This window comes from Streptomyces sp. HUAS TT11 (assembly GCF_051553595.1).
Lineage (GTDB): Bacteria > Actinomycetota > Actinomycetes > Streptomycetales > Streptomycetaceae > Streptomyces.
This window is the reverse complement of the sequence record NZ_CP196188.1, coordinates 22129-48146: the sequence shown is the minus strand read 5'-3', so window position 1 is coordinate 48146 and position 26018 is coordinate 22129. Positions and strand designations below refer to the sequence as shown.

The 26018-nt window shown below is 67.0% G+C and carries 19 protein-coding genes and 3 pseudogenes; 13 read left to right on the top strand and 9 right to left on the bottom strand.

Features of this window, described 5'->3' with window-relative positions:
• Positions 1 to 60 precede the first annotated feature (60 nt).
• Both ACSHXN_RS47750 and ACSHXN_RS47745 read right to left on the bottom strand, forming a co-directional pair.
• Positions 61 to 354, bottom strand: a pseudogene (locus ACSHXN_RS47750) (transposase); the annotation flags it as partial.
• A gap of 194 nt (positions 355 to 548) precedes the next feature.
• Entirely contained in the window at positions 549 to 2048 is a 1500-nt protein-coding gene (locus ACSHXN_RS47745; RefSeq protein WP_356296910.1) for an IMP dehydrogenase, read from the bottom strand.
• A 611-nt stretch (positions 2049 to 2659) separates the two neighbouring features.
• Between ACSHXN_RS47745 and ACSHXN_RS47740 the strand changes: the two genes are divergently transcribed.
• The 3 genes and pseudogenes from ACSHXN_RS47740 to ACSHXN_RS47730 all read left to right on the top strand — a co-directional run bounded on the left by ACSHXN_RS47740 (position 2660) and on the right by ACSHXN_RS47730 (position 3400).
• Positions 2660 to 2893 carry a hypothetical protein gene (locus ACSHXN_RS47740; protein ID WP_355140692.1) on the top strand — a complete coding sequence of 78 codons (234 nt, stop codon included), beginning with the start codon at positions 2660 to 2662 and terminating at the stop codon, positions 2891 to 2893.
• Positions 2894 to 2922: 29 nt separating this feature from the next.
• Positions 2923 to 3048 (top strand): annotated as a pseudogene (locus ACSHXN_RS47735) (IS630 family transposase); the annotation flags it as partial.
• A 31-nt stretch (positions 3049 to 3079) separates the two neighbouring features.
• Positions 3080 to 3400 carry a MafI family immunity protein gene (locus ACSHXN_RS47730; protein ID WP_355140691.1) on the top strand — a complete coding sequence of 107 codons (321 nt, stop codon included), beginning with the start codon at positions 3080 to 3082 and terminating at the stop codon, positions 3398 to 3400.
• 33 nt (positions 3401 to 3433) lie between these two features.
• On the opposite strand, the gene ACSHXN_RS47725 is transcribed toward ACSHXN_RS47730, so the two are convergent.
• From ACSHXN_RS47725 to ACSHXN_RS47710, 4 genes are all read right to left on the bottom strand, one after another.
• Entirely contained in the window at positions 3434 to 5035 is a 1602-nt protein-coding gene (locus tag ACSHXN_RS47725; protein ID WP_438307130.1) for an ATP-binding SpoIIE family protein phosphatase, read from the bottom strand.
• An 856-nt stretch (positions 5036 to 5891) separates the two neighbouring features.
• A complete protein-coding gene (gene eccCb / locus ACSHXN_RS47720; RefSeq protein ID WP_438307129.1) occupies positions 5892 to 10226 on the bottom strand; it encodes a type VII secretion protein EccCb in 4335 nt (1444 codons plus the stop codon).
• Positions 10189 to 10599: a hypothetical protein gene (locus tag ACSHXN_RS47715; protein ID WP_355140688.1), complete on the bottom strand. Its 411-nt coding sequence runs from the start codon at positions 10597 to 10599 to the stop codon at positions 10189 to 10191. Before ACSHXN_RS47715 ends, eccCb begins: the two co-directional genes overlap by 38 nt.
• Before the next feature lie 933 nt (positions 10600 to 11532).
• Positions 11533 to 13941 (bottom strand): right-handed parallel beta-helix repeat-containing protein, encoded by a 2409-nt coding sequence (locus tag ACSHXN_RS47710; protein ID WP_438307128.1) that lies wholly within the window; start codon positions 13939 to 13941, stop codon positions 11533 to 11535.
• A 142-nt stretch (positions 13942 to 14083) separates the two neighbouring features.
• Here ACSHXN_RS47710 and ACSHXN_RS47705 point away from each other — a divergent pair, with 142 nt between their 5' ends.
• On the top strand, positions 14084 to 14209 hold the full coding sequence (locus ACSHXN_RS47705; RefSeq protein ID WP_355140686.1) for a hypothetical protein: 126 nt from the start codon (positions 14084 to 14086) through the stop codon (positions 14207 to 14209).
• A gap of 66 nt (positions 14210 to 14275) precedes the next feature.
• On the opposite strand, the gene ACSHXN_RS47700 is transcribed toward ACSHXN_RS47705, so the two are convergent.
• Positions 14276 to 15292, bottom strand: a complete 1017-nt coding sequence (locus tag ACSHXN_RS47700) for an aldo/keto reductase (RefSeq protein ID WP_438307165.1) — start codon at positions 15290 to 15292, stop codon at positions 14276 to 14278.
• Between the two features lie 141 nt (positions 15293 to 15433).
• Here ACSHXN_RS47700 and ACSHXN_RS47695 point away from each other — a divergent pair, with 141 nt between their 5' ends.
• The 9 genes from ACSHXN_RS47695 (at position 15434) to ACSHXN_RS47655 (ending at position 23912) form a co-directional block, all read left to right on the top strand.
• Positions 15434 to 16453: a zinc-dependent alcohol dehydrogenase gene (locus ACSHXN_RS47695; protein WP_438307127.1), complete on the top strand. Its 1020-nt coding sequence runs from the start codon at positions 15434 to 15436 to the stop codon at positions 16451 to 16453.
• Positions 16450 to 17211, top strand: coding sequence for an SDR family oxidoreductase (locus ACSHXN_RS47690; RefSeq protein WP_355140684.1), 762 nt, complete (start codon positions 16450 to 16452; stop codon positions 17209 to 17211). Before ACSHXN_RS47695 ends, ACSHXN_RS47690 begins: the two co-directional genes overlap by 4 nt.
• A gap of 58 nt (positions 17212 to 17269) precedes the next feature.
• Entirely contained in the window at positions 17270 to 18220 is a 951-nt protein-coding gene (locus ACSHXN_RS47685; protein WP_438307126.1) for a sugar kinase, read from the top strand.
• 80 nt (positions 18221 to 18300) lie between these two features.
• Complete coding sequence (locus ACSHXN_RS47680; RefSeq protein ID WP_355140682.1) at positions 18301 to 19671, top strand: ABC transporter substrate-binding protein; 1371 nt, start codon at positions 18301 to 18303, stop codon at positions 19669 to 19671.
• A gap of 1 nt (position 19672) precedes the next feature.
• Positions 19673 to 20626, top strand: a complete 954-nt coding sequence (locus ACSHXN_RS47675) for a carbohydrate ABC transporter permease (protein ID WP_438307125.1) — start codon at positions 19673 to 19675, stop codon at positions 20624 to 20626.
• Positions 20623 to 21531, top strand: a complete 909-nt coding sequence (locus tag ACSHXN_RS47670) for a carbohydrate ABC transporter permease (RefSeq protein ID WP_438307124.1) — start codon at positions 20623 to 20625, stop codon at positions 21529 to 21531. Before ACSHXN_RS47675 ends, ACSHXN_RS47670 begins: the two co-directional genes overlap by 4 nt.
• Before the next feature lie 31 nt (positions 21532 to 21562).
• Positions 21563 to 22744: a mandelate racemase/muconate lactonizing enzyme family protein gene (locus ACSHXN_RS47665; protein WP_403850251.1), complete on the top strand. Its 1182-nt coding sequence runs from the start codon at positions 21563 to 21565 to the stop codon at positions 22742 to 22744.
• Positions 22741 to 23079 (top strand): L-rhamnose mutarotase, encoded by a 339-nt coding sequence (locus ACSHXN_RS47660; protein ID WP_355140678.1) that lies wholly within the window; start codon positions 22741 to 22743, stop codon positions 23077 to 23079. The genes ACSHXN_RS47665 and ACSHXN_RS47660 overlap by 4 nt, the downstream gene beginning before the upstream one ends.
• Positions 23076 to 23912, top strand: a complete 837-nt coding sequence (locus ACSHXN_RS47655) for an amidohydrolase family protein (RefSeq protein WP_438307123.1) — start codon at positions 23076 to 23078, stop codon at positions 23910 to 23912. The genes ACSHXN_RS47660 and ACSHXN_RS47655 overlap by 4 nt, the downstream gene beginning before the upstream one ends.
• Here ACSHXN_RS47655 and ACSHXN_RS47650 read toward each other — a convergent pair.
• Together ACSHXN_RS47650 and ACSHXN_RS47645 are read right to left on the bottom strand one after the other, a co-directional pair.
• Positions 23897 to 25000, bottom strand: coding sequence for a FadR/GntR family transcriptional regulator (locus ACSHXN_RS47650; RefSeq protein WP_355140676.1), 1104 nt, complete (start codon positions 24998 to 25000; stop codon positions 23897 to 23899). The two genes, ACSHXN_RS47655 and ACSHXN_RS47650, sit on opposite strands and share 16 nt — an antisense overlap.
• Before the next feature lie 406 nt (positions 25001 to 25406).
• Positions 25407 to 25836: pseudogene (locus tag ACSHXN_RS47645) on the bottom strand (molybdopterin cofactor-binding domain-containing protein).
• Positions 25837 to 26018 lie beyond the last annotated feature (182 nt).

Below are 26018 nucleotides of genomic sequence, written 5' to 3'. Positions count from 1 at the left end.
ACGGATTCGAAGGGAACCAGTTCGAGGCCGAGCGGTGCCCTGATGGGCAGGTCAGGATCAGTTCAACGCATCGGCTGCGCTCAGTTCGGCGAGCAGGGTCCGGTGCAACTGGTCGAAGACCCCGGCCTTCTGCCACCGCTCCAGCCGCCGCCAGCAGGTCCGACCCGAGCCGAAGCCCAGCTCCAGGGGAAGCAGTTGCCAGGCAATGTCGTTGTGCAGCACGTACAGGATGCCCTGCAGGCACAGCCGGTCCGGCACCGGCCGCGGTCCAGGAGACGTCTCAGGCCAGGGCGGCAGCAACGGCTCGATCAGCGCCCACAGGGCATCGTCCACGATCCACGGCCGGACAGTCACACCATCCCGAACGGCCGAATCGTCATACCGGTCACGGCCGACCAGTGCCGTTCAATGAGCTTGATTACGAGCTCTTCCTGCGGAGTGGGGCAGCACCCTGTGTGCAGATCGAGAATCACCGGGGGAGGGGGCCATTCCAGCCGTGCACTATTCCCCTCCGACCAGTAGTTCTCTCGTCGGAACCCGGCAGCTTGTCAGGAGACCGTCGCCCCCGGGGTGTCCCGCAGGGCGACGTTGGCGTGGCTCTCCTGGAAGCTCTGGTCTGAAACGAGGGTCAGCCGGGCCGTGGACTGGAACGCCGGCAGGGTACTGGAGCCGCAGGAGACCATCGTGGTCTTGAGCTTGGCCATGGTCAGGGCGAGCCCTTCGTTGAGGTCGCCCGCGTAGGGAACGTAACCATCCACGCCTTCCTCGAAGACCAGGCCCTGGCCTCCCTGGCCGTAGCGCTGCCAGTTGCGGGCCCGGTTCGAGCCCTCACCCCAGTACTCCTTCACGAAGCCGTCACGGGTGGGCAGCTTCGCGCCGGCCGCCTGGTCGAAGCGTGCGAAGTAACGCCCCATCATGACGAAGTCGGCTCCCATCGCCAGCGCCAAGGCCACGTGGTAGTCGTGCACCAGCCCGCCATCGGAGCAGATCGGCACGTACTCGCCGGTGCGTTCGCGGAAGGCATCGCGGGCTGCCGCGACGTCCAGCACAGCGCTGGCCTGGCCGCGGCCGATGCCTTTCTGGTCCCGAGTGATGCAGATGGAGCCGCCTCCCACCCCGACCTTGACGAAGTCCGCCCCCGCCTCGGCGAGAAAGGTGAATGCTTCGCCGTCGACCACGTTGCCGCCGCCGACCGGGATTTCTGGATAGTGCTTCTTCACCCAGGTCAGGGCCTGTGCCTGCCAGTCGCTGTAGCCGTCGGACGAGTCGAAGCACAGCGCGTCCACGCCCGCTTCCAGCAGGGCCGGGACGCGCTCTTGATAGTCGTGGGTGTTGATCCCCGCGCCTACGCGCAGACGCTTGGCAGCGTCCACGAGCTGGTTCGGGAAGCGCTTGTTGTCCGTGTAGTCGGAACGGAACACCAGATGCTGCAAGCGACCCTCGGTATCCAGTACCGGGAGGCAGTCCAGCCGTTCGTCCCACAGCCGCGCGTTGGCCTCGGAAAGCGTGATGTCGGGCCCGGCGTGGGCCAGGTCGGCGATAGCGGTCATCCGGCCGCTGACGGGTCCGTCCAGGTCATGGCGCTGGGGATGGAAGTCCCGGGAGGTTACCAGGCCGAGCAGGCGGCCGGTGGCGGTCCCGTCGTGGGTGACTACGGCGGTGCTGTGACCGGTGCGGCGCATGACGTCGGCCAGGAAGCTCAGGCTGTCGTCGGGGCGGACGTTGGTGTCGCTGGTGACGAATCCGGCCTTGAAGTTCTTCACCTGCCGGACCGCTGCAGCCTGGTCCTGGATCGGCTGGTTGTGGTGCAGGAAGCTGAGACCACCGTTGCGCGCGAGCGCGATCGCGAGATCGGGTGTGCTGACGGCCTGCATGATCGCGGACGTGAACGGGGATTGCAGCTCGATCGCTGACGGCTCGCCCGCGATGTGCCGCACCAGGGGCGTGCGCAGGTCAACGGCCGCAGCCGAGCAGTCGGTCCGAGTCCGGTTCGGCAAGAGCAGAAACTCGTTGAACGTCCGTGAGACCTCGGCGATGATCTGTGCCACTCGTTCCTCCTGGCCCGTCGGCCGGGGCCCGACTGCCCCGCCGTGAGGATCGCCCCCGTATCCCAGGGCCCGGGCAGGCAGAGATCAGCACGGCAGCTGTGAAGGTGCCACCAACTGCGGCAGAGCCTGACCGGCCCGTGGATCGAACGGGGGCGGTCGTGACCTGGCACCTTATCGATTGACTCAGCCGCTGCACTAATCGTGCCCCTCACCGGCAACCCCCGGGACCGGAGACGCCTCAAGAAGCACAACTCATGATCGTGTTACGAGCTCTAAGGATGACAATGTGTTCGTCCGGGTCGTCGGTGACGATCAGAAAGACCTTGCCCGCCGCGTTGTCGAGGTCCAGTTGCTCGGTGAACGGGCGCTCGTGGCTGTCCCGCGGGCTGCGCCAGTACCGTGTCGCCCGCTGTCCGGGATGAGATCGGCAGGACCGGCGCGGCTGTCGCGTACCGCCGCGCCCAGCCGAGTGATTCCTGTATGCCACTCGGGCTGCAGGCCAAGGGTGCCGCCCGAGGAGGGTGGTCTCTCTCCACTACCGTTGTGGAACGCTGGCGGTTGCTGGCATCGGTAGCGGTCCTGTCCGAGAAGCGTTGAGGAGATGGGCGTCCATGGCCGTGTGTGAGGTCTGCGGCAACGACTACGAGATGTCATTCGACGTACACGTCAAAGGAGCTGTCCACACCTTCGACAGCCTCGAGTGCGCCGCCCAGCGGATGGCACCGATCTGCGACAACTGCCAATGCCGCATCCTTGGCCACGGCCTCCAAGCCGACGGGCAGTTCTTCTGCTGTGCGCACTGCGCCCGCCAGCGGGGCAAGGCAGAACTCGTCGACCACGCCTGACTGAGCGGACTGGCGTTCCTGGCCGCCACTACCTGCGATGGCGCAACAAGAATGCCCGGCACCCTCATGTCCTCGCCGCCCAGCGGAAGGAGCGTGCTCGCATCCGCAGTGAGAAGGGCCTGCGCTGGGGCGGACGACCAACGAAAGTCGCGTGACCTTGATCAGGGCACCGGCAACACTGGTGCCATGACCGATGATCGTGAGGCTCTGCAGGCCGGTTGGAATCACACCCGTCACCACCTCGACGCCGCCCGAGCCCACCTCACACGCCCGCCGGACATCGATCTCTCAGCGACGCTGGAGTTCCTGGAGCACAACGAGTTGGGACTCGCCTTCGACTGCCTGGTCGATCTCGGTGACGACCTCGACCTGCCCCTCAGTTTCTGGCAGCACTTGGACCGAGCGGCTCGTGAGATGCGGCTTTACAGCGATGCGCTGCACAGGCCCCACCTCACGGCAGCCGATTTCTGCCGCCGTCACCTCGCCGCGACCTCCGAGCAGGAATGATCCGCCAACCCGGCGACCTCCCCGGTCAGAGCACTAGGCACTATTGAGTGCGGGGAACCTCAATTCCGTCCAGACGATCTTGCCGGACGTTGTGTATCTCGTGCCATAGCCCTGGGTGAGGTGGGCGACGATGCTCAGGCCCCGGCCGCTTTGTTCGCTCGGCGCCGGTTCACGGGCGTGGGGTGCCGCGTGGTTGGTGTCCGATACCTCGCAGATCAAGGCGTGGTCGCGGATCAGGCGCAGCTGGATCGGCCCGGTGGAGTAGCGGATCGCATTCGTGACCAGTTCGCTCACCACCAATGTGGCGGTGAAGGACAGGTCCGGGAGTCCCCAGGATGTCAGCTGTGTGGCGGTCCGGGCGCGGGCGTCTGCCACTGCGGATGGTTCGTTGGGCAGATCCCACGTGGCAATGTCCGCGGGTGTGGTGGCTCGCGTTCGAGCAGTGAGGATGACGGCCGACGTCGTCCTCGGTCCCGGCTGGTGCGAGCCCATGCCCGGGTCGGCTCGGTCCGGTTGCGCCTCGTCGACGGGCGTGCCCTGGTGTTGTTCCTGGGGACCGGCACAGCTCAGCGCCAGGAGGCTGCCTGGAGGCACGTGGAATTCGGCGACCTCGTACGACTCCGCGCCGATGGGCGCCTGGGTGGAGGGAGCAACGGATTGCGCACCATCGGCGTCGACCACCGTCAAACGAGCCAGGCCCGTGTGGGCTGCCGTGCAGCGGCGGGTCACCGGGTCGTAGACCGCGTACACGCAGTGCCCCGCTGCCGAGGGCGAACCTTGAGCGTCGGACTCGCGTGTGGGCGGTGCAAAGCTGCGGGTCAGGACCTCACCGGGATCGATGTCTTGTACGGCGAACGCCCTGACCTGCGCCTTCTGCTGGCTCATGGCGGCTGCCGCCGGGATTCCGCGACCGCTGCAGAATCCTGCCACCAGCCCCACGCGGGCGCTGGCGAGGGGGATGACGTCGAACCATCCGCCCGGAGGGCCGTTCACCGGTACGTGGCCGTTGACGTCTTCGATGGCGGTCAGGTGGGGCGGCTGTGCCAGCAGGGCCTGCTGGAATCGGCGTCCCATCCCCTGCTCTTGCAGCTCGCGGCGTCTTGCGTCGAGGATTTGGGCTGCCCGTTGCGCAAGTTCTGCCGCTGCCCGCAGGTCGGCCTGCCGGAAGGGTGAGGACCCTCTGCGCCGGTAGAAGGCGACGAGTCCCAGGATGACGTGGTTCGCGGTGAGCGGTACCACCATGAGGGAGTGCACGTCGTTCTCGCACATCACAGCAGCTCGGACGGGGTCATGTGCCAGCCACCGTGCCCGCGCAGGAATGGGGGAGACGATGCGTGGGCGCATGTCCCTGAGGCTGCGCCTATAGGGCGTTCCGGAAGGGATAGCGCAGGCTTCACCGATCCGGTAGGCGCATCCTGGGTGGCGTACGCCGCGGAAGGCCGCGCGGTGAAAGCCGACCCCGTCGCATGCTTCGGACAAGGCGGTGTGCTCGCAGAGGGTGCTGTCCGAGACCTCGACGGCGGCGATGTCGGCCACGGTGGGCACTGCGGAGTTCACCAGTTGCTCGGTGGCCCGGAAGGCGTCCAGGACGGGCGGACCGTCGACCCCGGTGACGGCAGGAAGGGAGGAAGTCATTGTGATCACCTCGGGGGGGCGAGGAGCGTGCCTGTCTTCGAGCATCCGCCGCCGCTATCGGGGGCGCATCGGTAATGGCCCGTGCGCAGCATGCGTGATTTGCCACACCTCCTTGCGGTCCACCCGCAAACCGTGGAGCCGCAGGCCTCATCTAGCCTCACGCGTTCACGAGACGGTCCGTCCGGTTGGTGATCAAGAAAGCAGAAAGTGCCTCTGACCAGCGAGAACGAGGATTGCTGAGGTCCTTGTCCCGTCGCGGGGGCACTTTCGAGGTGAAGAAGAGTACCGGGTCCTATCCGCGTGTCCGTGTCGAGGGCGCCGGTCGCGGAACAGCGTTCGTCGACCACGGCCCGGGTGGAACCGGAGAGCCGGTCGCCGTCCTCTACAGACCGGCGAGCGCACGCGGTCTCCACACGGCCGCAGACCACATCGTCGCGTCCTGCCAGCGGTCGAACATCGCGAATTCGGGACGCCGACCGACAAAAAGTTCGGGCCGCCCCGGTAGGAGCATGCTGCCAATCCACCCGCGGCGGCCGGCCTGTGCCGCCTCCGAACACGTTGAGTGACTCTTTAGACACGCTCAGGGCGGGAGTCCCTCCAGGCGCACATGCAAGAGTTGATCACTACAGAGGTCCTCAAGCCGATCACGGGAGAGATGGCCGCACGACAAGCGCGAGGTTGCGGTGGTGCGGGGGTCGATCGAATTGAGGTGAGGGTGATTTCACGGGGTCGGTGGTCGTTCGGACACGAACGGCACGGGATCAAGCGGCGAGCTCCTCATGACGGCCGCCCTGCGGGCCACCGGCCAAGCCGCGCTGTGACCCCAGCAGCGTCAGCCGGCTCTCCCCGTCGCCCATCAGCTGGCATGGGGAGGCTGGTAGGCCAGTTGGACCTGCCGTGGCATGTTGCGTCGGCCAGTGAACGTGGCGCGGCCGGGAGGCTGGCGGCGCGGGGTGACGGAACCGATGAGCGGGCCCTCGGACTTGTCGCCCGAGAGCGTCAGCCCGTGCGCGCCCAGTTCCCCCAGGCGCTGCATGATGGGTTCGAACATCGACCGCCCTGCTCCCGCCGAATTGCGGCACAGCACTACGCGGAGGCCGATGTCCCGCGCGAACGGCAGGTACTCCAGGAGAAGGTGGAGGGGGTTGCCCGAGGCGGTCGCGACGAGGTCGTAGTCGTCCACGAGCAGGAAGATGTCGGGTGCCGTGTACCAGCTTCGGTTCCGCAGCTGTTCCGGGGTGACGTCCGAGGAAGGGAGCCGCTTTCCTACGACGTCGACCAGGGCCTCGACATGAGACTGCAGTTGCAGGCCGTTGGGGACGTACTCCGTCACAAACTGCGAGGGCAGATCGCCCAATAGCGAACGCCGGTAGTCGACGACGATCAGCTGCGCTTCCTGGGGCGTGTAGCGCTCGCTGATCCTCTGGGCAAGCAGCCGCAGCAGTGACGTCTTCCCGGACTGGCTCTCCCCGATGACGACCAGATACGGGTCGGTCTCAAAGTCGACGCTGAAGGGCAGCAAGGTCGTTTCATCGAGGCCCAGGGCGATTTCGGTCTTGGAAGGGCCGAGGTCCGTGGGAAGCGCGTCCACGGGCAGCAGCGTGGGCAGGACACGTACGGGCGGGGCTGTCGGCCTTGTCCACTGTGACCGGATGGCATCGGCAAAGTTCACTGTGGCCTCTGCCAGTCCTGTGGAGGCGCTGGGCCCGTCGCCGAGTCGCGGCACGGCGGCCAGGAAGTGGAACTTGTCGAGGGTCAGACCGCGGCCCGGCGCACCGACCGGAACATCCGCCGCCACCTTTCGTGCGATCTCTGAGTCCATTGGGTCGGCGAGACGCAGCTCGACTCGCGTGCCGAAGTAGTCGCGCAGCGCTGGGCGGACGTCGGCGTAGCGGGTGGTCGCGAGCAAAAGATGGACGCCGTGGCCGAGGCCGCGTGTCCCGAGATCGAAAATGGTCTCCTCTAGCTGCTCGTATTCGTGCTTGAAGCTTGACCAGCCGTCGATGACCAGGAAGATGTCGCCCCACTGCTGGTCCGGCCACTTTCCTGCCGCGCGTCCTTTGCGGTATGCGGCCATAGAGTCGATGCCGTGGGTCTGGAAGAACTTCTCTCGTGTGGCGAGCACGCCGGCGACCTCGGCGACCGTACGTCGTACTTGCTCCGGATCGAGCCGCGAGCTCACTCCTCCCACATGTGGCAGATGCTGGAGCTGTTGCATGCCGCCGCCGCCGAAGTCCAAGCAATAGAACTGGACTTCGGACGGCGTGTGGGTCAAGGCGAGCGCGCAGATGACAGTACGCAGCAATGTCGACTTGCCCGTCTGGGGTGCGCCGACGATCAGGCCGTGCCCAGCGGCAGCAGAGAAGTCGAGGTACAACGGATCGCGGCGCTGCTGGTCGGGCCGGTCGACCAGCCCGACCGGGACCCGGAGTCCGCCCAGCCCCTCGTATGCCGGGGGGTGCAGCCCGCGCTCAGGCGAGGTCGCCAGTTCTGGCAGCAGCTGGTCGAGGGTGGCCGGGTAGTCCAGTGGAGGCAGCCAGATCTGGTGTGCAGGCGGCCCCTGGCCTTCGATTCGGCGGACCAGCACGTCCAGCAGGCTGTCCGCGAAGATGTCTTCGAAGATGGCGTCGTCCGCGGCAGACGGGGCTTCTCCTGCTGCGTAGGGGGCCGAGACGTATGCGGCTCGGAATCGGGTTATCTGCTCGGAGTCGTGCTTGAGATAGCCGGAACCCGGCACGGGGGGCAGGTGGTAGGCGTCCGGGACTCCGATGGCCGCGCGGGATTCGGCGGCCGAGAAGGTTCGCAGACCAATCCGGTACGAGAGGTATGTATCAAGGCCGCGCAGCCTGCCCTCCTCCAAGCGCTGCGAGATGAGCAGCAGATGCACGCCGAGGGAGCGGCCGATGCGTGCGACCTGGATGAAGAGGTCAATGAACTCAGGCCGAGCAGTGAGGAGTTCGGAGAACTCGTCGATCACGATAAGTAGCGAGGGGAGGGGATCCAGAGGGGCGCCCGCGGCGCGCGCCTTCTCGTACTGAAAGACGTTGGGGTAGTTGCCCGCAACGCGTAGCAGTTCCTGGCGGCGCAAGAGCTCGCCGCTGATGGCGTCGCGCATGCGGTCGACGAGGGTCAACTCGTCGGCGAGGTTGGTGATGATTGCCGAAACATGCGGCAGCCCCTCCATGCCGGCGAATGTGGCACCGCCCTTGAAGTCCGCGAGGACGAAGTTCAGTGTCTCCGACGAGTGCGTGACGGCGAGGCCGAGGATCAGCATGCGCAGCAGTTCCGACTTGCCGGAGCCGGTGGCGCCAACGCACAGGCCGTGTGGGCCCATCCCGCCGTGCGCTGCTTCCTTGAGGTCGAGCATGACGGGCCGGCCGTCGTCGCTGACCCCGATCGGCACCCGCAGCCGCTCCTGCGGTGGGCGCTGCGACCAAGCGCGGGTGGCGTCGAACCGCTCAGCGTCGCTGATGTCGAAAAGTTCCGTGAACGGGATGTCGGTGCGGGGTGCGGGCGCCGTGTCCGGTTGCACGCCGTGCCAGCGTTCCCTCATTCGCTGTGCTGTCTCAGCCAGGGCCTGCCTGGCTTCCGCGGAGCTGGTGACCTCTTCCAGATGGGGCACAGCCACCCGGAAACGCCGTCGGAGCGACAGGCCCCAGCCGATTCCGAGGCTCGCTGAGAGAGTCGCATCGATCTGCGACTCTGATGGGTCGTCCAGGGGCAGTTCGACACGAGTCCCGAGCAGGCCCAGCAGGCTCGTACCGAAGTCGCTCCAACGCCGGGCGGAGACGAGGAGGTGCAGTCCGTAGTTCAGGCCGGTATTCGCCAGTCGGTGGACCTCTTGAGCGAACTGGGGTATCTCCCAGTCGAAGTCGAGCCAGCCGTCGATCACAAGGAAGACATCGCTGCCGCTGTCGCGCGGCAGCCGTCCCGCTGCGCGTAGTTCGCGGAACTCCTCGACCGAGTCGATGTCCAGATCCCGGAACAGAGCCCGCCGGGCGGCGATGGCGTCCTTCAACGCCGTGAGGACCTCTGCGACCGCCTCGTGCTCGTGTGCGGCGGCGACCTTCTTCACGTGCGGCATCGATCGAAGCACGCCCAGCCGATTGACGGCTCCCTCCAGGAGATACAACTCCGCCTCGTGCGGCGTGTGGGTCAGCGCCAGCGACATGGCGAGCACACGCAGCAGCGTCGTCTTGCCGCTGCCCAGCCTGCCGACGACCGCTGCGTTTCCGCTCCGGTTGGAGAGGTCCAGACACATGAGTTCGCCGCCCGAGGCCACAGATGTACGGCCAATCGGCACTATGAGCCGGGACGTACCCTCCCAAGAGTCACAGATGAACCCCCGGTCCGAGGTATCAACCGGCGGAGGAAGCAGCGTCCCCAGCATGAGTTCGTCTGTCCGTGCTCCCTGCGAAAGCAGGCCGGTGGAAGGGTCAGTGCGTGCAGCGTACGCGAGGGGGACATGCCCCTCACACTGGCCGGACTTGGTGGGCGTCTGCTCTGGGCCGCTCTGGTTGACGACGGCGTCGTGCACATACGTGTAAAGCTCGTCGGGCGTGATGACACCGTCACGGTCGAGATCGGCCAGCCCGGTGCTGAGCCCCTCGTTGACGGCGGCGGTGAAACGTGCCACGGGGCGGGCGTTGTCGAGCGTGAGCTGGTCTCCTTCGTAGGCGTATTCGAGCGCGGTGGACGCGGTGATCACGAAGGTGCCACGGCCGACCAGTGCCGCCTCCACGTCGACCGGCGCGGGAGACATGGGGGTGGCCCGGTGGAAGAGACCGCTGTAGCAGCAATCGAGGAGCACGATCTTGGTGCGGGCCTCGCACTCGTCCAAGAGCTGGTGGATGAGGTCTGCCCGGACGGCTGTGGTGTGGGGGCGACTCAGGTCCGTCCCGATCGTCGCGAAGAACAGCCGGTCGGTGTCGTTCCTGATGCCGTGACAGGCGAGGTAGAGCAGGACCACATCGTCAGGCGCGCGATTACTCAGCAGCGCCTCGATCTCTCGCTCGATCTCCTCTTTGGGTCGGTTGGTGAGCGTACGGACGAAGTCGAAGCGGCCCACCGCCTCGTCTTTTAGCAGGGCTTCCAGCTCGCTGGCGCCGCGCACAGGCGACCGGAGCTGGTTGAGGCCGGGGTCGACGTATCCGTCAGTCGCGATCAGCAGCGCGATCCGGCGTCCCGCCATCGCTGCCTCCCGGCTCCCTGCTGTCGCCGTCCGCGCTGACCCCTGCGGCGATCCGCGTGGCCACCACGTCGAGCAGCTTGTTTTGGTCCTTTGCGGAGAGCGCCTGGAACGTACCCTTGTTGCCGTCGAACTCCCATTCCACGGAACGGGCCTTGGAGCGCTGGATGTACGCCATCAAGACGTTACTCATGGCCTTCAGTGCCGCAGCCGAGAAGGCGCCGCTGACAACGAGGGCGCCGATTTCGTGCCCAGCGGAGGCCATCGAGTTGGCCGGCGCCGGAGCCTGCTTGCGCTCCACGTTGAACAGGCCGAGCGTTCTCAAGTCGCGGTAGAGGCTACGCACTTGGCGCTCCACTTGCTCATCGGTCGCCATGGGTCCAGCATCTACTCGGAGCACCAGCTCGTACACTCTGCCTCCCCGGCATCGCAGTTCACCTCCGACGACCGATCGTATAGCGAGGCAGGCAGGCCGTACGAGTCACTTGCCAGCTTCGTCAACCTGAGTCCTGAGGCCGAATGGTGTAGTCCTCGACCGGTGCGGCCGTGTCCGTGGCGTACTCGGCGCGGGCCTGACGGTCTGCCTTGCTGAGGTCGGGTGGGTCCTTCGGTGGGCTCGACTTCGCGGTGAACAGCGCAGAATCCCGTCACACAACCCCGGTCGAGCAGAAGGCGGCCGTGACCCGTTGCGCAGGCTGGCGGAGTCCGAGGAGGTTGCAGCCGCGGCTGTGTGGCTGTGCTCGCCGGACGCTCCTACGTCACCGGCACTGCCCTGTCGGTCGACGGCGGCCGCCGGGCTTGAGCGGGGCAACGGACGGCGGTGGGGGCGGGCGGATGCCCGCCCCCACCGCCGCTGCCGGCTACGGCGACCCAGAACAGCCGCCACTCGTACGCCACTTCGCTCCCCAGCCGCAATACGACGTGAGGCAACACAGGGTGTGTCCACAGAACACCGCGCAGCGGGCGGCCGGCTCCGCCGCGCGCCGCACATCTCGATCGACAAGCTTGCCCGGATCTGGATCCGGCAAGGCCCCTGAAATCTCGTCAGGAATCCCCGGCCGGCTCATCAACGCCCTGAACACATAGGCTGCGACCGCGGTTGGATGCGGCCCACCGTGCTGGGCCGGAAGGTCGTGCGGGGCGGGCGTACACCCGCCCCGCACGACGGGATGGTCGACGGCAGGTCAGGCTCGGTGCTCTGGTCCTCTCGTATGCGCTCCGTCAGAGTCCGCGAACCTGAACGGTCGGTGTGCCGGCGCGGCTTGGGATCACCTCGCCGCGCCTGTCGTCGACCCACTGTGAGCGGCACCTACGGCATCGCGGCCGTGACGGCGCCGGAGTCGAACTGGTTGATCGCTGACTGGGTGGCGTCGTGGGAGGTGGAGAAGATGCCCGCGTCCTGCTTCGCTGCGGCCGAGGCCAACGTCACGGGCTGACCGATCGGGACATAGTTGGCACCGTCGTAGGAGTACGAGGCGGTGAACGAGGTACCCGATCGGGTGAGCTTCACCCAGATGGGGCGGTAGATGTCGACGCTGGCGCGGGCGTCGGTGTCCAGGTAGCCGTCGCCGTTGGTGTCCCACTCGAACACGACGCCGTTGCGGGCGGTGACCGCGACGACGGCATACCCGGCCGACGCTCCCGCCTTGGTCATGTCGTTGCGGACCATGACCCCGGACTTGGCCCAGGCGTTGGCGTCGTTGACCGACACAACCCGGGTGGACACGCTCGAGTCGGCGGTGAACGAGCCGGCCTGGTAGATCGAGCCGAACTGGTCGTCGTGTTGACCGCCGGCGCCCCACACGTCGGCGCCGGCCGCCGCGATCCCGAATCCATTGCCGCTCTGGCCGAAGTACGAGCTGACGGCCGAGCCTCCTGCGGTGGCGTGGCCGGCCGCGACCGGTGCATCGGCCGCGCACCCGCTGAAGCCGAACTGGTTCGCGTTGAGCGAGGTCCGGTACTGCGGCGCGACACCCGCCTGGCAGATCACGTCCCGTGCGCCCGCGGGCCAGTTGGCGCCGGTGACCTTCACGTTGTTGATCAGCTTGTTGTTGTGCGCCTCGGCGTTCGGTGTCGAGGCTCCACCTGAGTTGTACCAGTTGTTCTGGATGACGTTGTCGCTGGTGTTGTTGCGGAGGCTGTACGCGTTGGTGAACAGGAAGGAACCGCCCTGGACCACGTTGTTCTCATACGTCATCGAGCGCGAGCCCTCGTCGAGGTAGAGGCCGACTCCTGAGATGTTGAACAGGTAGTTCTTGGCGACCACGGTTCCCGGACTGGCGGAGAGGTTGTAGACCGATCCGCCGTCGGCGAAGCGTGCCTTCGTGTTGTGCACGAGGTTGCCCTCGACGCGGTTGTCCTTGAGCGTGGTCGGCGTCGTGTAGAGCGTGTTCCACTTGTAGTAGCCGCGGTCGACGTAGTCGTTCGACCCTCCGGCGTCGTTGATGCCCCAACCGTAGCCGGTGTCGATGCCGTCGTAGGGGACGTTGGAGACCTCGTTGTGCAGGATGCGGGCGCCTGTGACGTAGGTGCTGAGGATGCCGCTGTTGTCCTTGTAGTCCACCGCCACGCGGTTGATCGTGTTGTTGGCGATCAGGATGTTCTGGTTGGTCATCCTGGGGTCGCTGGGGTGGTGCGCGTCAGGCAGTACGCCGCCGACCGCGACGCCGTGCCCACTGTCCTCCGTGAACCGGTTGCCGACCACGTCGATGTCGCTGGCGCCCAGTCCGACGCCGGTCGTCGTGGCGTTGGCGTCGTTTCCGACGCCCAGCGCCGACTGGCCGAGGTTGGTGAACGTGTTGCCGGTGAACGAGATGCGGCTGGCGGCGGAGACCTGCACGGCGGCGGGCTCCTGGTACCAGCTGGTGCGCGCTCGTTCGAACATCTCGCAGCCGCGCGAGCAGCTGGTGAAGGCGTCGGCGGGGCGGTATTGGTAGGCGCCCTTGATGAAGAGGCCGTTCTGCTGGTCCGCATACCCGTCGGTCGAGGGGCCGAGCCAGGAGGTTCCGGAGAACTGGATGCCCTCGAAGGCGAGACCGGTCACCGGCTTGTCGTACGTTCCGCCGATGCTGATCAGTGTCTGCATGCGGGGCAGCTCGATGTCGAGCCGGTTGGGGTCGACCCCGTTCGCCGGCTTGTAGTAGAGCTTTCCGGCGCCCGGGTCGATGTACCACTGGCCGACCTGGGTGAGGAACTTCAGCGAGTTGTCGAGGTACCAGCTCGGACCGGCCAGGAATGAGTTCTGGACGGTGTCCCAGCCCCACGTGTTGTTGTCCCACGCCGGCTGCGCCATCGTGATCTCGGTGGCGCTGATGCTCTGAACCGGCGAGTAGCGGTTCGTGAAGTCGCCGAGGGACTCGAACTCGATGCGGCCCTGGTCGGGGAGTGTGGCGAGGTAGCTCAGGGCCGGGTTCTTGATGGTGAGACCGGTTGCGGTGGGGGTGACGTCCGCGTTGGCCAGGCGGATGGCGGCGCGAGGGGCGATCACGCCGTCCACGTAGAGCTGGCGGGTGTCGAGGCCGCTGGGGGTATCCGCCTCCCAGATGCCTGACCCTGCCTCGGACTTGGACCAGCCGGTGACCTTCGAGGCGCCGGTGATGACGGGGTGAGCGTCCGGGGCGGCGGTCCAGTGGATGGTGTGGTCGCCGCCGTCGTTGTCGGGTCCGAACCGGAGGGGCTCGGAAAGGCGGTAGGTGCCGTCGGCAAGCTGAACGGTCACGTCACCTTGCTTGGCGGCCGGGCGGACGACGTGCTGAGCCCGCTCGAGCGAGCACGGCTGGGACTGGCTGCAGTGTCCGGAGTCCTTACCGTCCGGCGCTGCGAAGTACACCGTGCGAGGCGCGGCCTGTGCCTGGAGGGGAATGAGCGCTGATGCGATGACGGCGCAGGCGCCGAGCACTGCAAGGATGCCCGCCCTGCGCCTCCATCGTCTGCTCACCGAGCGTGTCGAGTCTGACGTCGATGTCATGTTCGATCGCTTCCTGTGATGGGGCGTTGATGCCCGGCACAGAGTTAGCATACGTATGATGTTTGCCACAAGAGTCGTATGATGTTTAACAAGTGGACCCTGTGGACTGGCTTGTCCGGGTCGGGTCCGGGACGAGCCCTGTGGAGTGCAGTTCCTCCCACAGCGCCTCGGGGACCACCGCCCGATACCGTGCGGCATTGCTGCGCACGTGTTCCTCGATGCGCATCCCTGTCACCACCGAGACGACCGCGGGATGGCGCAACGGGTATTGGATGGCGGCCGCGGGAAGCTCCACGCCGTGTCGCTCGCAGACGGCAGCGATGCGGGCGGCACGTTCGACGACGGTCCACGGCGCTGCCCCGTAGTCGTAGTTCGCCGAGCCGTCCACGGTCGTACTGCTCAGAAGGCCGGAGTTGTAGACCGCCGCGGCGACGACGCCGACGCCGCGGGTGCCGGCGAGGGGCAACAGGTCGTCCAGTGCCGATTGATCGAGAAGGGTGAACCGCCCGGCGACCATCACCACATCGACGTCAGTCTGCCTCACGAACTCGGCCAGCATCGCCGCCTGGTTCATGCCGGCGCCGATGGCACCGACGACGCCCTGGTCCCGAAGCTCGGCCAGAGCGGCGATCCCGCTCGACGATGCTGTTCCCCAGTGGTTGTCCGGGTCGTGCAGATAGGCGATATCAATCCGGTCCGTCCCGAGCCGCGCCAGTGACTCCTCCACGGAACGAAAGATCCCGTCGCGGCTGAAGTCCCAGACCCGCCTCTTCGTTGCCGCCACGATGAACCCCTCGTCGTCGAGCCGGGGAGCCGTGTCCGGGCTGTCCACGAGCAGGCGCCCGACCTTCGAGGAGACGACCAGGCCTCGCCGAGTGGCCGCCTGCAGGGCGTCCCCCAGGCGGCGTTCGGACAGCCCGAGGCCGTAATGCGGAGCGGTGTCGAAGTAGCGGATCCCTTCCTCGGCTGCGGCTTTGACGGCGCGATGTGACTCGTCGTCGGTCGTCTCGGTGAACAGGTTGCCGAACTGGGCTGCACCCAGGCCCAATTCCGTGAGCTGGTGCCCGGTTCGCAGTCCTCGGGTCGGCAGCGTCTGCTGCATGGGCGCGTCGTCGTGCGGCGGTGGCTCGCTGGTCACGAGCGCGAGGGTAGCAGTGACAGCATACGTATGATGTTTCCTGTTAGGCTGCGCAGCGCTGTGGGCCGGTGCGGCCTGCGACATAGCAAGGAGGACCCGATCGGCATGTTGGCGGCAAGTTACATAGGCGAGCGCACGATAACGGTCGAGGAGCGGGAACCTGCCGAGCCGCGTGCGGGGGAGGTGCGAGTTGCCGTGGCTTACGTCGGAATCTGCGGTACGGACCTCCACGTGTTCCACGGGGACATGGACGGCCGGGTCAGCAAGCCGGCGACGATCGGACACGAGATGTCAGGCACGATCGTCGCCCTCGGCGACGGCGTGGAAGGCTGGTCGGTGGGTGATGCGGTGACTGTCATGCCGCTGGCCTGGGACGGAACTTGTCCGGCCTGCCGTGCGGGGAACGAGCACATCTGCCAGAACCTGGACTTCATCGGCATCGACAGCCCCGGAGCCCTTCAACAGTACTGGAATGTACCGGCGTCGACACTCGTGCGGCTGCCCTCGGAGATCTCGCTGCGGGACGCCGCGCTTGTGGAGCCCGTCGCGGTGGCAGTCCACGACGTACGACGCTCCGAACTTGCCGCAGGCGACAAGGCAGTCGTCATCGGTGCGGGACCGATCGGCGTTCTCATCGCGATCGTCGCTGCCGCGTTCGGTGCCGAGGTCGTGATCGCCGAGATCGACCCGACCCGGCGGGCCGCCGCCGAGGAGATGGGGCTGACGACACTGGACCCCTCGTCGGTCGATCAGGTCGCCTGGGTGGAGGAGTGGACGGACGGCGCCGGAGCGGACGTCGTGTTCGAGGTCTCCGGCTCGGCCGCCGCCGTGCTCGGCGCGACCCGCTTGACCAAGGTCCGTGGCACGCTCGTAGTGGTGGCCATCCACTCGCAACCGCGGCCCATCGACCTGCACCGCGTGTTCTGGCGGGAGCTGAGGTTGCTCGGTGCACGGGTCTACCAGCGCCACGACTTCGAGCGCGCCGTCGAGCTCTTGGCCGAGGACGCCATCCCGGCCGAGAAGCTCATCACGGGCATCGTGCCCCTGAGCGAGCTCGAATCGGCCTTTGGTGTCCTCGAGGCCGGGCAGGCGATGAAGCTGCTCGTCGAGGTGAGTGCGTCATGAACCCGTTCGACCTGACCGGCCGCCTCGCTGTCGTGACGGGGGCCAAGCGCGGAATCGGGTTCGCCATCGCCGAGGCTCTGGCCGCTGCCGGTGCCGACATCGTCGGACTCTCCGCCACTCTTGATCCGGCGTCATCGGCGATCGGCGACCGAGTGCGCCGGCTCGGTCGTGAATTCTCGGGACACCGCGTCGACTTCGCTGACCGACGGCAGGTGACCCGGTTCGCCGAGGAGCTCGTCGCAGGCGAGCGCCCGGTGGACATCCTGGTCAACAACGCCGGGACCATCCGCCGCGCTCCCGCCGCCGAGCACCCCCTGGACTGGTTCGACGAGGTGCTCGAAGTCGATCTCACGAGCACGTTCGTGCTCAGCCAGGTTCTCGGGCGGCGGATGCTGGATGCGCAGCACGGGCGTATCGTCTTCACCGCCTCCCTGCTCTCGTTCCAGGGCGGGATCAACGTGCCGGGCTATGCGGCCGCCAAGTCCGGCATGGCGGGACTGATTCGGGCGCTCTCGAACGAGTGGGCTGGATACGGTGTGACCGTCAACGGCATCGCCCCGGGCTACATTGCGACCGACAACACCCAAGCACTTCAGGACGACCCCGACCGCTCCCGCGCGATCATCGAGCGGATACCGGCGGGGCGGTGGGGAACGGCGGAGGACATCGCAGGCGCTGCCGTGTACTTGGCGTCGGACGCTGCGCGGTACGTCTCCGGGACGATCCTGCCGGTCGACGGTGGCTGGCTCGGCCGATGAGGCCCTTCGAACCCCCAGGTGTGACAACGCTCCGGCCGGAAGCGGTGAGGGCGGCCTGATGGGCGGTCACGTGCTGACCTTCGGGGAGACGATGGGGCTGTTCCGCGCCGCCGACGTCGGCGACCTCGCCGAGGTGGCCGACGCCCGCATCGCGACCGGCGGTGCGGACAGCAACGTTGCCATAGGCCTCAGCCGGCTCGGCATTGAGGCGGTCTGGGTAGGACGAGTCGGAGCCGACTCCCTCGGCCGGCGGGTCGTTCGCGAAATCCGAGGCCAAGGTGTCGACGCAAGAGTCATCGTCGATCCCGACGCGCCGACCGGCCTGATGATCAAGGAGAGGCGCACCCCTCACACCACGAGAGTGTGGTTCTACCGCTCCGGAAGCGCAGGCAGTCGCCTGACCGTGGACGACATCGACCCCCACCTGGTGCAGAGCGCCGCCCTCGTTCACATCACCGGGATCACCGCTTCGATTTCCGACTCGGCCCGCGAGACCGTTCGCGAGGTGGTGCGGCTGGCGCGGCGGTCAGGAGTGCGCATCTCCTTCGACGTCAACCACCGGCGCTCACTGTGGAGGACAGGGGACCCCGCGCCGGTGTACCGAGAGGTGGCGGGCGCCGCGGACCTCGTGTTCGCAGGCGAGGACGAGGCCGCCCTGCTCACCGGCGCCCGGACGAGCGACCCTGCAGAACTCGCCACCGCGCTCGCGCGATTGGGTCCGTCGACGGCGGTGGTCAAACGGGGTGCGGCCGGCAGTATCGGCTACCGCGACGGAGCTGTGCTCGAACGTGCCGCTCTCGCGGTCCCGGTCGTGGACTCGGTGGGCGCGGGCGACGCCTTCGTCGCTGGCTTCCTTGCCGGCTACACCCGGGCAGCGGGCATGGCGGCCTGCCTCGAACGTGCGACGATCGCCGGCGCCTTCGCGTGCATGGGCCCTGGCGACTGGGAGGGCGCGCCGACTCTGGACGATCTCACGCTGCTGGAGAACGACGATCCGGTATCAAGGTAATATGCATGACAAACATAATACGTATGCCCTATAGTCCCGGGCGGAGTCGTCAACGAAGTCGACAGGACAAGGGACATCTCATGGTCGGAATCCACACTGTGGTGCGTTCGCGCCGTAAGGCGTCGACCGTCGCCGTACTGTGCGCCGCAACGGCGCTTCTGGCCCTGGCCGGTTGCGGCGGTGGAGGCAGCTCGGCGAACGGGGCGTACGGCTTTCCCCAGACCAAGCAGGAGGCCTCCTCGGCGGTCACCGTCTGGGTGGATGCGGATCGGCAGGCTGCCGCGAAGGCGTTCCAGAAGGCGAACCCGGACACCAAGATCAAGGTCGTCACCTATGACGGGTCGGCCAACGGGTCCAACTCCTTTCGGACGAAGATGCAGCTCTTCGACCGCGCCGGTAGTGGCTGGCCCGACGTCGTCTTCTCCAGTCAGAACAACGACGCGGCGTGGGCCAGCCAGAAGAGCGCCGGCAAGCAGGCGTTCGCGGCCGTGTTGAACAAGGGTCTGGTCCCGAAGGGCACGCTCAGCAACTTCACCGAGGGCTCGCTCAACCCCTGCACGGTGGAAGGCCGCGTGTACTGCCTGCGCAACGACCTCGCCCAGGCGGTGCTCTGGTACAACAAGTCCCTGCTGGAGCAGTTCGGCTACGCCCTGCCGACCACGTGGGAGGAGTACCAGGCGCTCGGGGAGAAGGTCGCCAAGGAGCACCCCGGCTACATCATCGGGACGGCTGGGGATGCCTGGACGCCCGAGGTGTTCATGTGGGCGAGCAAGTGCCAGGCCAATGACGTGACCGGTCCCAAGTCCGTCACCGTGAAGACCGACTCGGCCGAGTGCAAGCGGGCGGCCTCGATGCTCGACACCCTCCGCCACAACGGGACCGTGCCGGTGGTCAGCGTGTTCACTCCCGAGTTCTTGAAGAAGTACTCCGGCAAAGTGCTGATGATGCCGGGTCCGGCCTGGTACGCCGGCGCGATCTTCAACAACCCTGAGTCGCTCAACGTGCCGGCCGGGCAGCTCGGCGTCGCCGCGCCGTTGCCGTGGAAGGGCGAGAGCGAGGCCGCGACGGGCAACGTGGGTGGCGGAACCTGGTTCATCTCCAGCCATTCGAAGAACCTGAAGGCCGCCGAGAAGTTCGTCCAGTTCGTCACCACGGCCGATGAGTACCAGGTCGATGCCGCACCGGGTTACCCGGCGTTCGCGCCCGCCGCACAGAAGTGGGTCGCCAAGCAGGAGGCGAGCAAGTACTACGCCACCCCGCTGGAGCCGGTGGTGACCGCGGCGTCGCGGGTCTGGGACGGCTGGGGTTACCCCACGTTCAGTCAGGAGGCGATATGGGCGAAGACGATGACCCCGGGGGTCACGGGCGGCAAGTCGATCGTGGACCTGCTTCCGACCTGGCAGACGGCGATCGAGAACCAGGCCAAGGTCAACGGATACACGGTGAAGTGACATGACCCTCGCTCCTCCGAGTGGCCGGCCGACCGTCGACGCCTCAGGGCGTCGGCGGTCGGGCCGGGGCAGCGGCCGGCCGCCCGGCCGCGCCTTCGCCCGCAGTCCGATCGGCTATCTCTTCGTCTCGCCCTACGCGTTGCTCACCGTCGCCTTCGGGATCCTCCCTTCGCTCTACGCAGTGCTCCTGGCCTTCACGAACGCCGATGGTGGATTCGCGGGCTTCGACAACTTCACCAAGGTCGTTGGCGACTTCCGGTTCTGGCCGGCCGTGTTCCACGTGACCATCTATCTGGTCATCTGGCTGCTCGGGCTGCTCGTCTTCGTCGTCGGCCTGGCGTTGGTGGTCCACGCGGTCAGCACGCGGTGGGTGAGCACGACCCTGCGCTTCGTCTACTACCTGCCCGGCGCACTCGCGGGCGCGTCCAGCGTCCTGTTGTGGCTCTTCGTCCTCGATCCGACGGCCAGCCCGGTCAGCGGTCTGCTCAAGGCGATGGGGTTCGACAGCTTCGTGCAGGTGATCCAACCCGGCAACCTTCCGGCGATCTTCGCGATCATCGCGTTCTGGACCGGAGCCGGCGGGTGGATCATCATCATGTACGGCGCCCTCAACAACATCAGCACCGAGGTGATCGAGGCCGCCCGCATCGACGGTGCGAACGCCGTCCAGATCGCGTTTCGGATCCAGCTTCCGATGCTGCGCAAGTGGGTCGCGTACATGGGCGTCATGTCGCTCGCGGCCGGCACCCAGCTGTTCGTCGAGCCACAGTTGCTCAGCCAGGCCAGCAACGCGGTGGTGCCCAACGACTACTCGCTCAACCAGCTGGCTTACCAATACGCCTTCCAGCAGAACGACTTCAACGGCGCGGCCGCAATCTCGCTGATCCTGCTGGTCGTCGCACTTCTGCTGTCCTGGGTGTTCGTGACCCGCGGCGGCCTCTTCGAGAAGGAATGACCATGGCAGCACTCTCCGCCGAACGCCGCCGGTCGAGCCTCAGCGGGTGGAGCGGGCGGTCCATCATCGGCGTCCTGCTCGTCGTCTTCGTCCTGTTCTTCGCCGTCCCGATTGTCTGGCTGCTCCTCGCGGTCACGAAGTCCTCGAAGACGCTCATCGTCGCCAACCCGTTCTCGCTCGGGTCGTGGTCGGACCTCGTCAGCAACTGGCATCAGCTGTTCGACTTCCAGGACGGCGCGGTGACGACCTGGATCGGGAACTCCGCGCTGTACGCGATCGGCGCCCTGGTGATCACGCTGCTCGTGAGTATCCCCGCCGGCTACGCGCTCGCGCTCACGGAGTTCAAGCTTCGGCAGGCGCTGCTCGTGCTGACCCTCGTCGTCATGCTGATTCCCAACACCGCACTGGTGCTGCCCATCTTCCTCGAGCTGAACGGCATCGGCCTGATCGGGAGCCCGCTGTCGGTGATCCTGCCCATGTCGTTCTTCCCGTTCGGCGTCTATCTCACCTACATCTACTTCTCGACCAGCATCCCTCGTGACATCCTCGCGGCCGCGCGCATCGACGGCTGCAACGGGTTCCAGGTCTTCACCCGGGTCGCCCTTCCGCTGGCCGCCCCGGTCGTCGCCCTGGTGGCGTTCTTCAGCTTCGTGCAGAACTGGAACAACTTCTTCCTCCCGTTCGTGATGCTGCCCTCGAGCGACGGCTACCCGATCCAGGTCGGGCTCACCTCGCTCCTGGCGTCAACCCCTGCTTTCAATCCCAGCTCTGCGGGATCCGACTCCGTTCAGCTGCCCACCTTGGCGCTGGGAACGATCGTGTCGATCCTGCCCGTCCTGATCGTCTTCCTGTTCTCCCAGCGATTCCTGGTCGCGGGCATGACAGCTGGAGGAACCAAGGAATGACCGCTCGCGCATGCAAGGAGAACCACAACCGATGAAGATCACTGGGTACCGCAGCCTGAGCACCGTTCACGACTGGGGCAGAATCACCGGGGACGTCAACGGTGTCCAGCCCAGCCATGCCACGCCGGTCCCCGTCCTCATCATCGAGACCGACACCGGAATCGAGGGGGTCGGCCTCGGGTCCCACGCCGACATCGCCCGTGTCTTCCCGGCGATCGAGGGCGATGACCCTCGGTCGGTCGTGGCGCTCTACGACCGAATGCTCGACTGGGTGTTCAAGGCCGGTCACTCAGGATCCACCTTCGGCACCATCGGGGCCATCGACATGGCCCTTTGGGACATCAAGGCCAAGGCCGCCGACGAGCCGCTATGGCGGACCCTCGGAGCCCGCGAGCGCTTCGTCCCCGGGTATGCGTCCGGTCTCGAGTACGGCCTGACCGAGGACGAGCTCGCCGACCTCTATGGTCGGTTCGCGGACCGCGGGTTCAAGGCCGGCAAGCTCAAAGGCGGCCGCGACCTCGACCGCGACCTGCCTCGGCTGGAGATCATGCGCGACATTCTCAGCCGCAACTCCCGTCGGCCGGCGCTCATGTTCGACGCCAACGAGTCGTGGAACCACGCCCAGGCGGCCCGGTATGTCGCGGCCATCGAGGAGCGCATGGACCTCACCTGGGTGGAGGAACCGCTGCGCCGGTGGGATGCGGCCGGCATGGCCGCGCTGCGCGGGAAGGTGCGGGCGGCGATCGCAAGCGGCGAGAACCTGACCGGGCTGGAGCAGTACCGCCCCCTGCTGGACGCCAACGCGGTCGACATCGTGCAGGTCGGCAACGTGTGGGGGATCACCCACTTCCTCCGCGTCGCGACGCTCGCGCATGCCCACGATCTGCCGGTGAGTCCCGTCGCGTACAACGCGAACCCGGTGGCGCACGCCGCCGCCGCCGTGCCGAACCTTCTGACCTACGAAGTCCAGGACCTCCTCTTTCCCGTCGGTCTCGACGTCGACCAGCAGTTCGACGACGGAGGCATCGTCCTGGGCGATCGCCCAGGTATCGGGATCGTGGTCGACGAGTCCGAGATGTCACCGGCCGGCGCTGCGGCGCCCCGGCCCGCGGCGACCGGACCGCACATTCGGCCCGAACGCGCTGCCCTGCGGCTGGTGGCCGAGCCGGACGTGATGGACGACCCGTCGTACCCCGGAGGCCGATCGTCGTGACCCGTCGACCTGAGCGCAGGGCCTTCGTCGTGGGTGTGCGGCCCGAGAAGCGCGAGGAGTACCTGGCGCTGCACCGTGCCGTGTGGCCGGGCGTCGAGCGAAAGCTCACCGAGTGCAACGTGCGCAACTACAGCATCTTCATCTTCGGCGACATCCTGTTCGCGTACTACGAGTACGTGGGCGAGGACCACGAGGCGGACATGCGGCGGATCGCCGACGACCCGGTTTCGCAGGAATGGTGGACGCACACCGACCCGTGCCAGGTGAGGATCGCCAAGGAGCGTGATCCCGGGGCGCTGTGGCAGCCCGTGGAGGAAGTGTGGCACCTCGAATGAATGCCGGCATCGATGCCCATGTGCACCTGTGGGATCGAGCTGTGGACCCGCAGGACTGGATCGACGCGGAGACCATGGCGCCGATCGCCCGCGACTTCGGCGCCTGCGATCTCAGCGACATGCTGGCCTCGACCGGACTCGACGGTGCCGTGGTCGTGCAGTCGAGCAACAGCCTCGAGGAGAGCATCCGGCTCGCCAAGCTGGACTCGTCAGCCATCGTCGGCCTCGTCGCGTGGGTCGACCTCGCAGCCGAGGTCGGACCTCAGCTCGACAAGATCCGAGAGAACGCCGCCGTCCCTGTCGTCGGGGTGCGCCATCTTGCCCACATCGACCCGGACCCGGAGTGGATGATGCGCGAGGAGATCAGCGCGGGCCTTGTCGCGCTCGAGCGTGAGGATCTCTGCTTCGACCTCGTCGTGCGTGAGTGGCAGCTCCCTCAGGCAACCGGCTTGGCCGCGCGCCACGACGGACTCCGCTTCGTGCTCGATCACCTGGGCGGTCCGCCCGAGCCCGGGCAGGACAGGAGCACGTGGGCGTCGCGGCTGCGGAAGCTGGCGCGGCAACCGAACGTCGTCGCGAAGGTTTCGGGACTCACGTCGAGCCTCGCCCCGGGATCATGGCGTGCAGCCGATCTCGCCGCCCCGGTGACGATCGCCCTGGAATCCTTCGGCCCTGAGCGTCTGCTCTACGGCTCCGACTGGCCGTTGGCCGAACTCGGCGGAGGAGCGCCGGCCTGGAAGTCCGCTCTGGAAACCCTGTTCGACGGGCTTTCCGCCGCGGAACGCGCGCGGGTGTTCGGCGGCAACGCCGCCGACGTCTACTTGCTTTCCTGATCCAGCGCCCGGCCGCGCGCCCGTGGCGCGTGGTCGGGCAGCCGGCGACGCTCCCACGAGACGTGGATGTGATCATGCATCGCCTTCTGGGCCCCGGCGACGTCCTTCCTCGAGATGGCATCGACGATCGCCGCGTGTTCCTTCATCGTCAGTGCGAACGCATCAGGCGGGTCGATGCCCTGGTAGCGGCTGGACTCCACGGCTCGCTTGTACAGATGCTTGGCGATGTTCTCCGCCAGCCGGTTGCCGGAGATATCCATGAGCGCGTAGTGGAACAGCACATCCGCCTGCCGGAAGGAGTCCGTCTCGAACTCGCTTTCACGCATCGTGGTCAAGGCATTCTCCAGCCTCCTCAACCCCTCCGCGCTGCGAGAAGCGGCAACCGCGCCCGCCATCGCCGACTCGAGGCTCGCCCGCACGATCGTCAGCTCGTCAAGGACACCGAGCGTCTCATCGTTGTCGATCAACGCGGACAGCACCACCGGATCGAGCATGTTCCAGTAGCCCGGCGCCCGCACCTGGGTGCCGCGACCCTGAGAAACGATCACCAGGCCCTTCTCCTCGAGCCGCTTCACCGATTCACGCAGCACCGTGCGACTCACACCGAAGTGTTCGCTCAGCGGACCCTCCGGGGGCAGCAACTCGCCTTCCTGCAACTGGCCCGTCACGATGAGGTCGACGAGTTCGGAAACGACTGCAACACCCAAGCGGCCGGCGGGAAGGCGTCGCGGGATCAGACGGCTTGAGGGCTGCGACTCGGTTGACATACGTATGACCTTATCGTCAATCCATGCGCGGTCGAAGAGGTCCCTGGTCCACGACCTGTCGTCGACGTCTTCGGCGGCCGCCGTAATCCAAGCCCTGCCCCGGCATGCCGCTGCCGACGTCTTCGAGCCTGAACGTCGCGGATCATCGGGCAGATTGATCTGGTCGCGGATTGCCTCGGCTGCCGCCCCGTGGTCCCAGATAGGTGATACGGGCTCGATGGCTCCTTCGACGATCTGGACGCGGTCGCCACGCATGTGCTGAACGGCGTTCACGGCCCGCTCGGGACCAACGCCCCTCTCGCAGTCGGCGGCTGCACTCATGCGACGTTCCCCCCTCGGCGGCCTGCTTTGCCCTGTAGGCGGCGACGAGCGCGAGGTGAGCGGCGGCTTCGAACGAGAGCTGTCGTGGCGCAATCGGGGAACGGCGGTGAGCGCGGGTGCGGGCCTCGCGCGAGATAGCTGCGAACGGGAACGACCCCTCCACCTGGTCGCTCTATCGCGGGCCGGGACTGATTTGGCCCCGGTCATCACTCGGGGCTGCTGAGAGACGGCGCTTCTTCGTCTCCGTGTGAGTCGCCCGTACCGGTGTTGTAGGGCCGTGTTGCGGACAGGCGCATGTCGGCCACCAGCGTCGCCTCGCCGATGCCGCGTGTGAACACAGCGACGCGGCCGAAACGGACGCAGCGTTGTCGAGCGTGTGGATGTGGAGGCGCCAGGGTCAGCGCGGTCACGCGCCGGGTCCGAGGCCGCTTCGTGTAGACGGCTCGGTCGCGGCACGCATGATCGCGCGTCGGATGGGTTCGTAGCCGGTGCAGCCGCAGATGTTGGACTCGACCAGCCCGTGGATGCGCTCCGGCCCCAGCGGTGTGCCCGGGCGCGGTGTGCAGATTTCCTTGATCGTGATCGATGGGATCTCAGTGGCCGTGGGGACCAGGTAATCCAGGAGCCCGTTGGCGAGCTGCGGAACACCATTGTCGCCAAAGGGGATGCCCTCGTACAGGGCCTGGCCGATGCCCTGCACGGCCGACCCGAACGCCTGCCCCTTGGTTGAGGACGACACCGCAGTCGTCCACGGCGACCACGCGCAACACATGAACCATGCCAGGCTCGGGGTCGACCTCGGCGACGGCCGCATGGGCACCGAAAGGGAGCCCCATGCCGGACTCGAACCGGTCCTGCACCCGCAAGGGGCCGGTGGTTTTCACAAGTGCGCTATCGCTGATCTGGCCTCTGCCGGTCCGCCGGCCCAGCGTCCTTCCGGAAGGGTTCCCCCGGAGTGGAGGTCCTAATTACCATCCTCCGCCGGGGCAGACATTCCGTTCGAGGTAGGGGCCGTTCC

What these genes read in the sequence shown, in the direction of transcription:
- ACSHXN_RS47725 (WP_438307130.1), bottom strand. Translation starts at nt 5,035, where the DNA reads ATGACTTCCTCCCTTCCTGCCGTCACCGGGGTCGACGGTCCGCCCGTC.
- ACSHXN_RS47675 (WP_438307125.1), top strand. Translation starts at nt 19,673, where the DNA reads ATGACCCTCGCTCCTCCGAGTGGCCGGCCGACCGTCGACGCCTCAGGG.
- ACSHXN_RS47705 (WP_355140686.1), top strand. Translation starts at nt 14,084, where the DNA reads ATGAGCGCTGATGCGATGACGGCGCAGGCGCCGAGCACTGCAAGGATG.
- ACSHXN_RS47695 (WP_438307127.1), top strand. Translation starts at nt 15,434, where the DNA reads ATGTTGGCGGCAAGTTACATAGGCGAGCGCACGATAACGGTCGAGGAG.
- ACSHXN_RS47740 (WP_355140692.1), top strand. Translation starts at nt 2,660, where the DNA reads ATGGCCGTGTGTGAGGTCTGCGGCAACGACTACGAGATGTCATTCGAC.
- ACSHXN_RS47730 (WP_355140691.1), top strand. Translation starts at nt 3,080, where the DNA reads ATGACCGATGATCGTGAGGCTCTGCAGGCCGGTTGGAATCACACCCGT.
- ACSHXN_RS47715 (WP_355140688.1), bottom strand. Translation starts at nt 10,599, where the DNA reads ATGGCGACCGATGAGCAAGTGGAGCGCCAAGTGCGTAGCCTCTACCGC.
- ACSHXN_RS47670 (WP_438307124.1), top strand. Translation starts at nt 20,623, where the DNA reads ATGACCATGGCAGCACTCTCCGCCGAACGCCGCCGGTCGAGCCTCAGC.
- ACSHXN_RS47700 (WP_438307165.1), bottom strand. Translation starts at nt 15,292, where the DNA reads ATGCAGCAGACGCTGCCGACCCGAGGACTGCGAACCGGGCACCAGCTC.
- ACSHXN_RS47685 (WP_438307126.1), top strand. Translation starts at nt 17,270, where the DNA reads ATGGGCGGTCACGTGCTGACCTTCGGGGAGACGATGGGGCTGTTCCGC.
- ACSHXN_RS47680 (WP_355140682.1), top strand. Translation starts at nt 18,301, where the DNA reads ATGGTCGGAATCCACACTGTGGTGCGTTCGCGCCGTAAGGCGTCGACC.
- ACSHXN_RS47655 (WP_438307123.1), top strand. Translation starts at nt 23,076, where the DNA reads ATGAATGCCGGCATCGATGCCCATGTGCACCTGTGGGATCGAGCTGTG.
- ACSHXN_RS47650 (WP_355140676.1), bottom strand. Translation starts at nt 25,000, where the DNA reads ATGAGTGCAGCCGCCGACTGCGAGAGGGGCGTTGGTCCCGAGCGGGCC.
- ACSHXN_RS47690 (WP_355140684.1), top strand. Translation starts at nt 16,450, where the DNA reads ATGAACCCGTTCGACCTGACCGGCCGCCTCGCTGTCGTGACGGGGGCC.
- eccCb (WP_438307129.1), bottom strand. Translation starts at nt 10,226, where the DNA reads ATGGCGGGACGCCGGATCGCGCTGCTGATCGCGACTGACGGATACGTC.
- ACSHXN_RS47665 (WP_403850251.1), top strand. Translation starts at nt 21,563, where the DNA reads ATGAAGATCACTGGGTACCGCAGCCTGAGCACCGTTCACGACTGGGGC.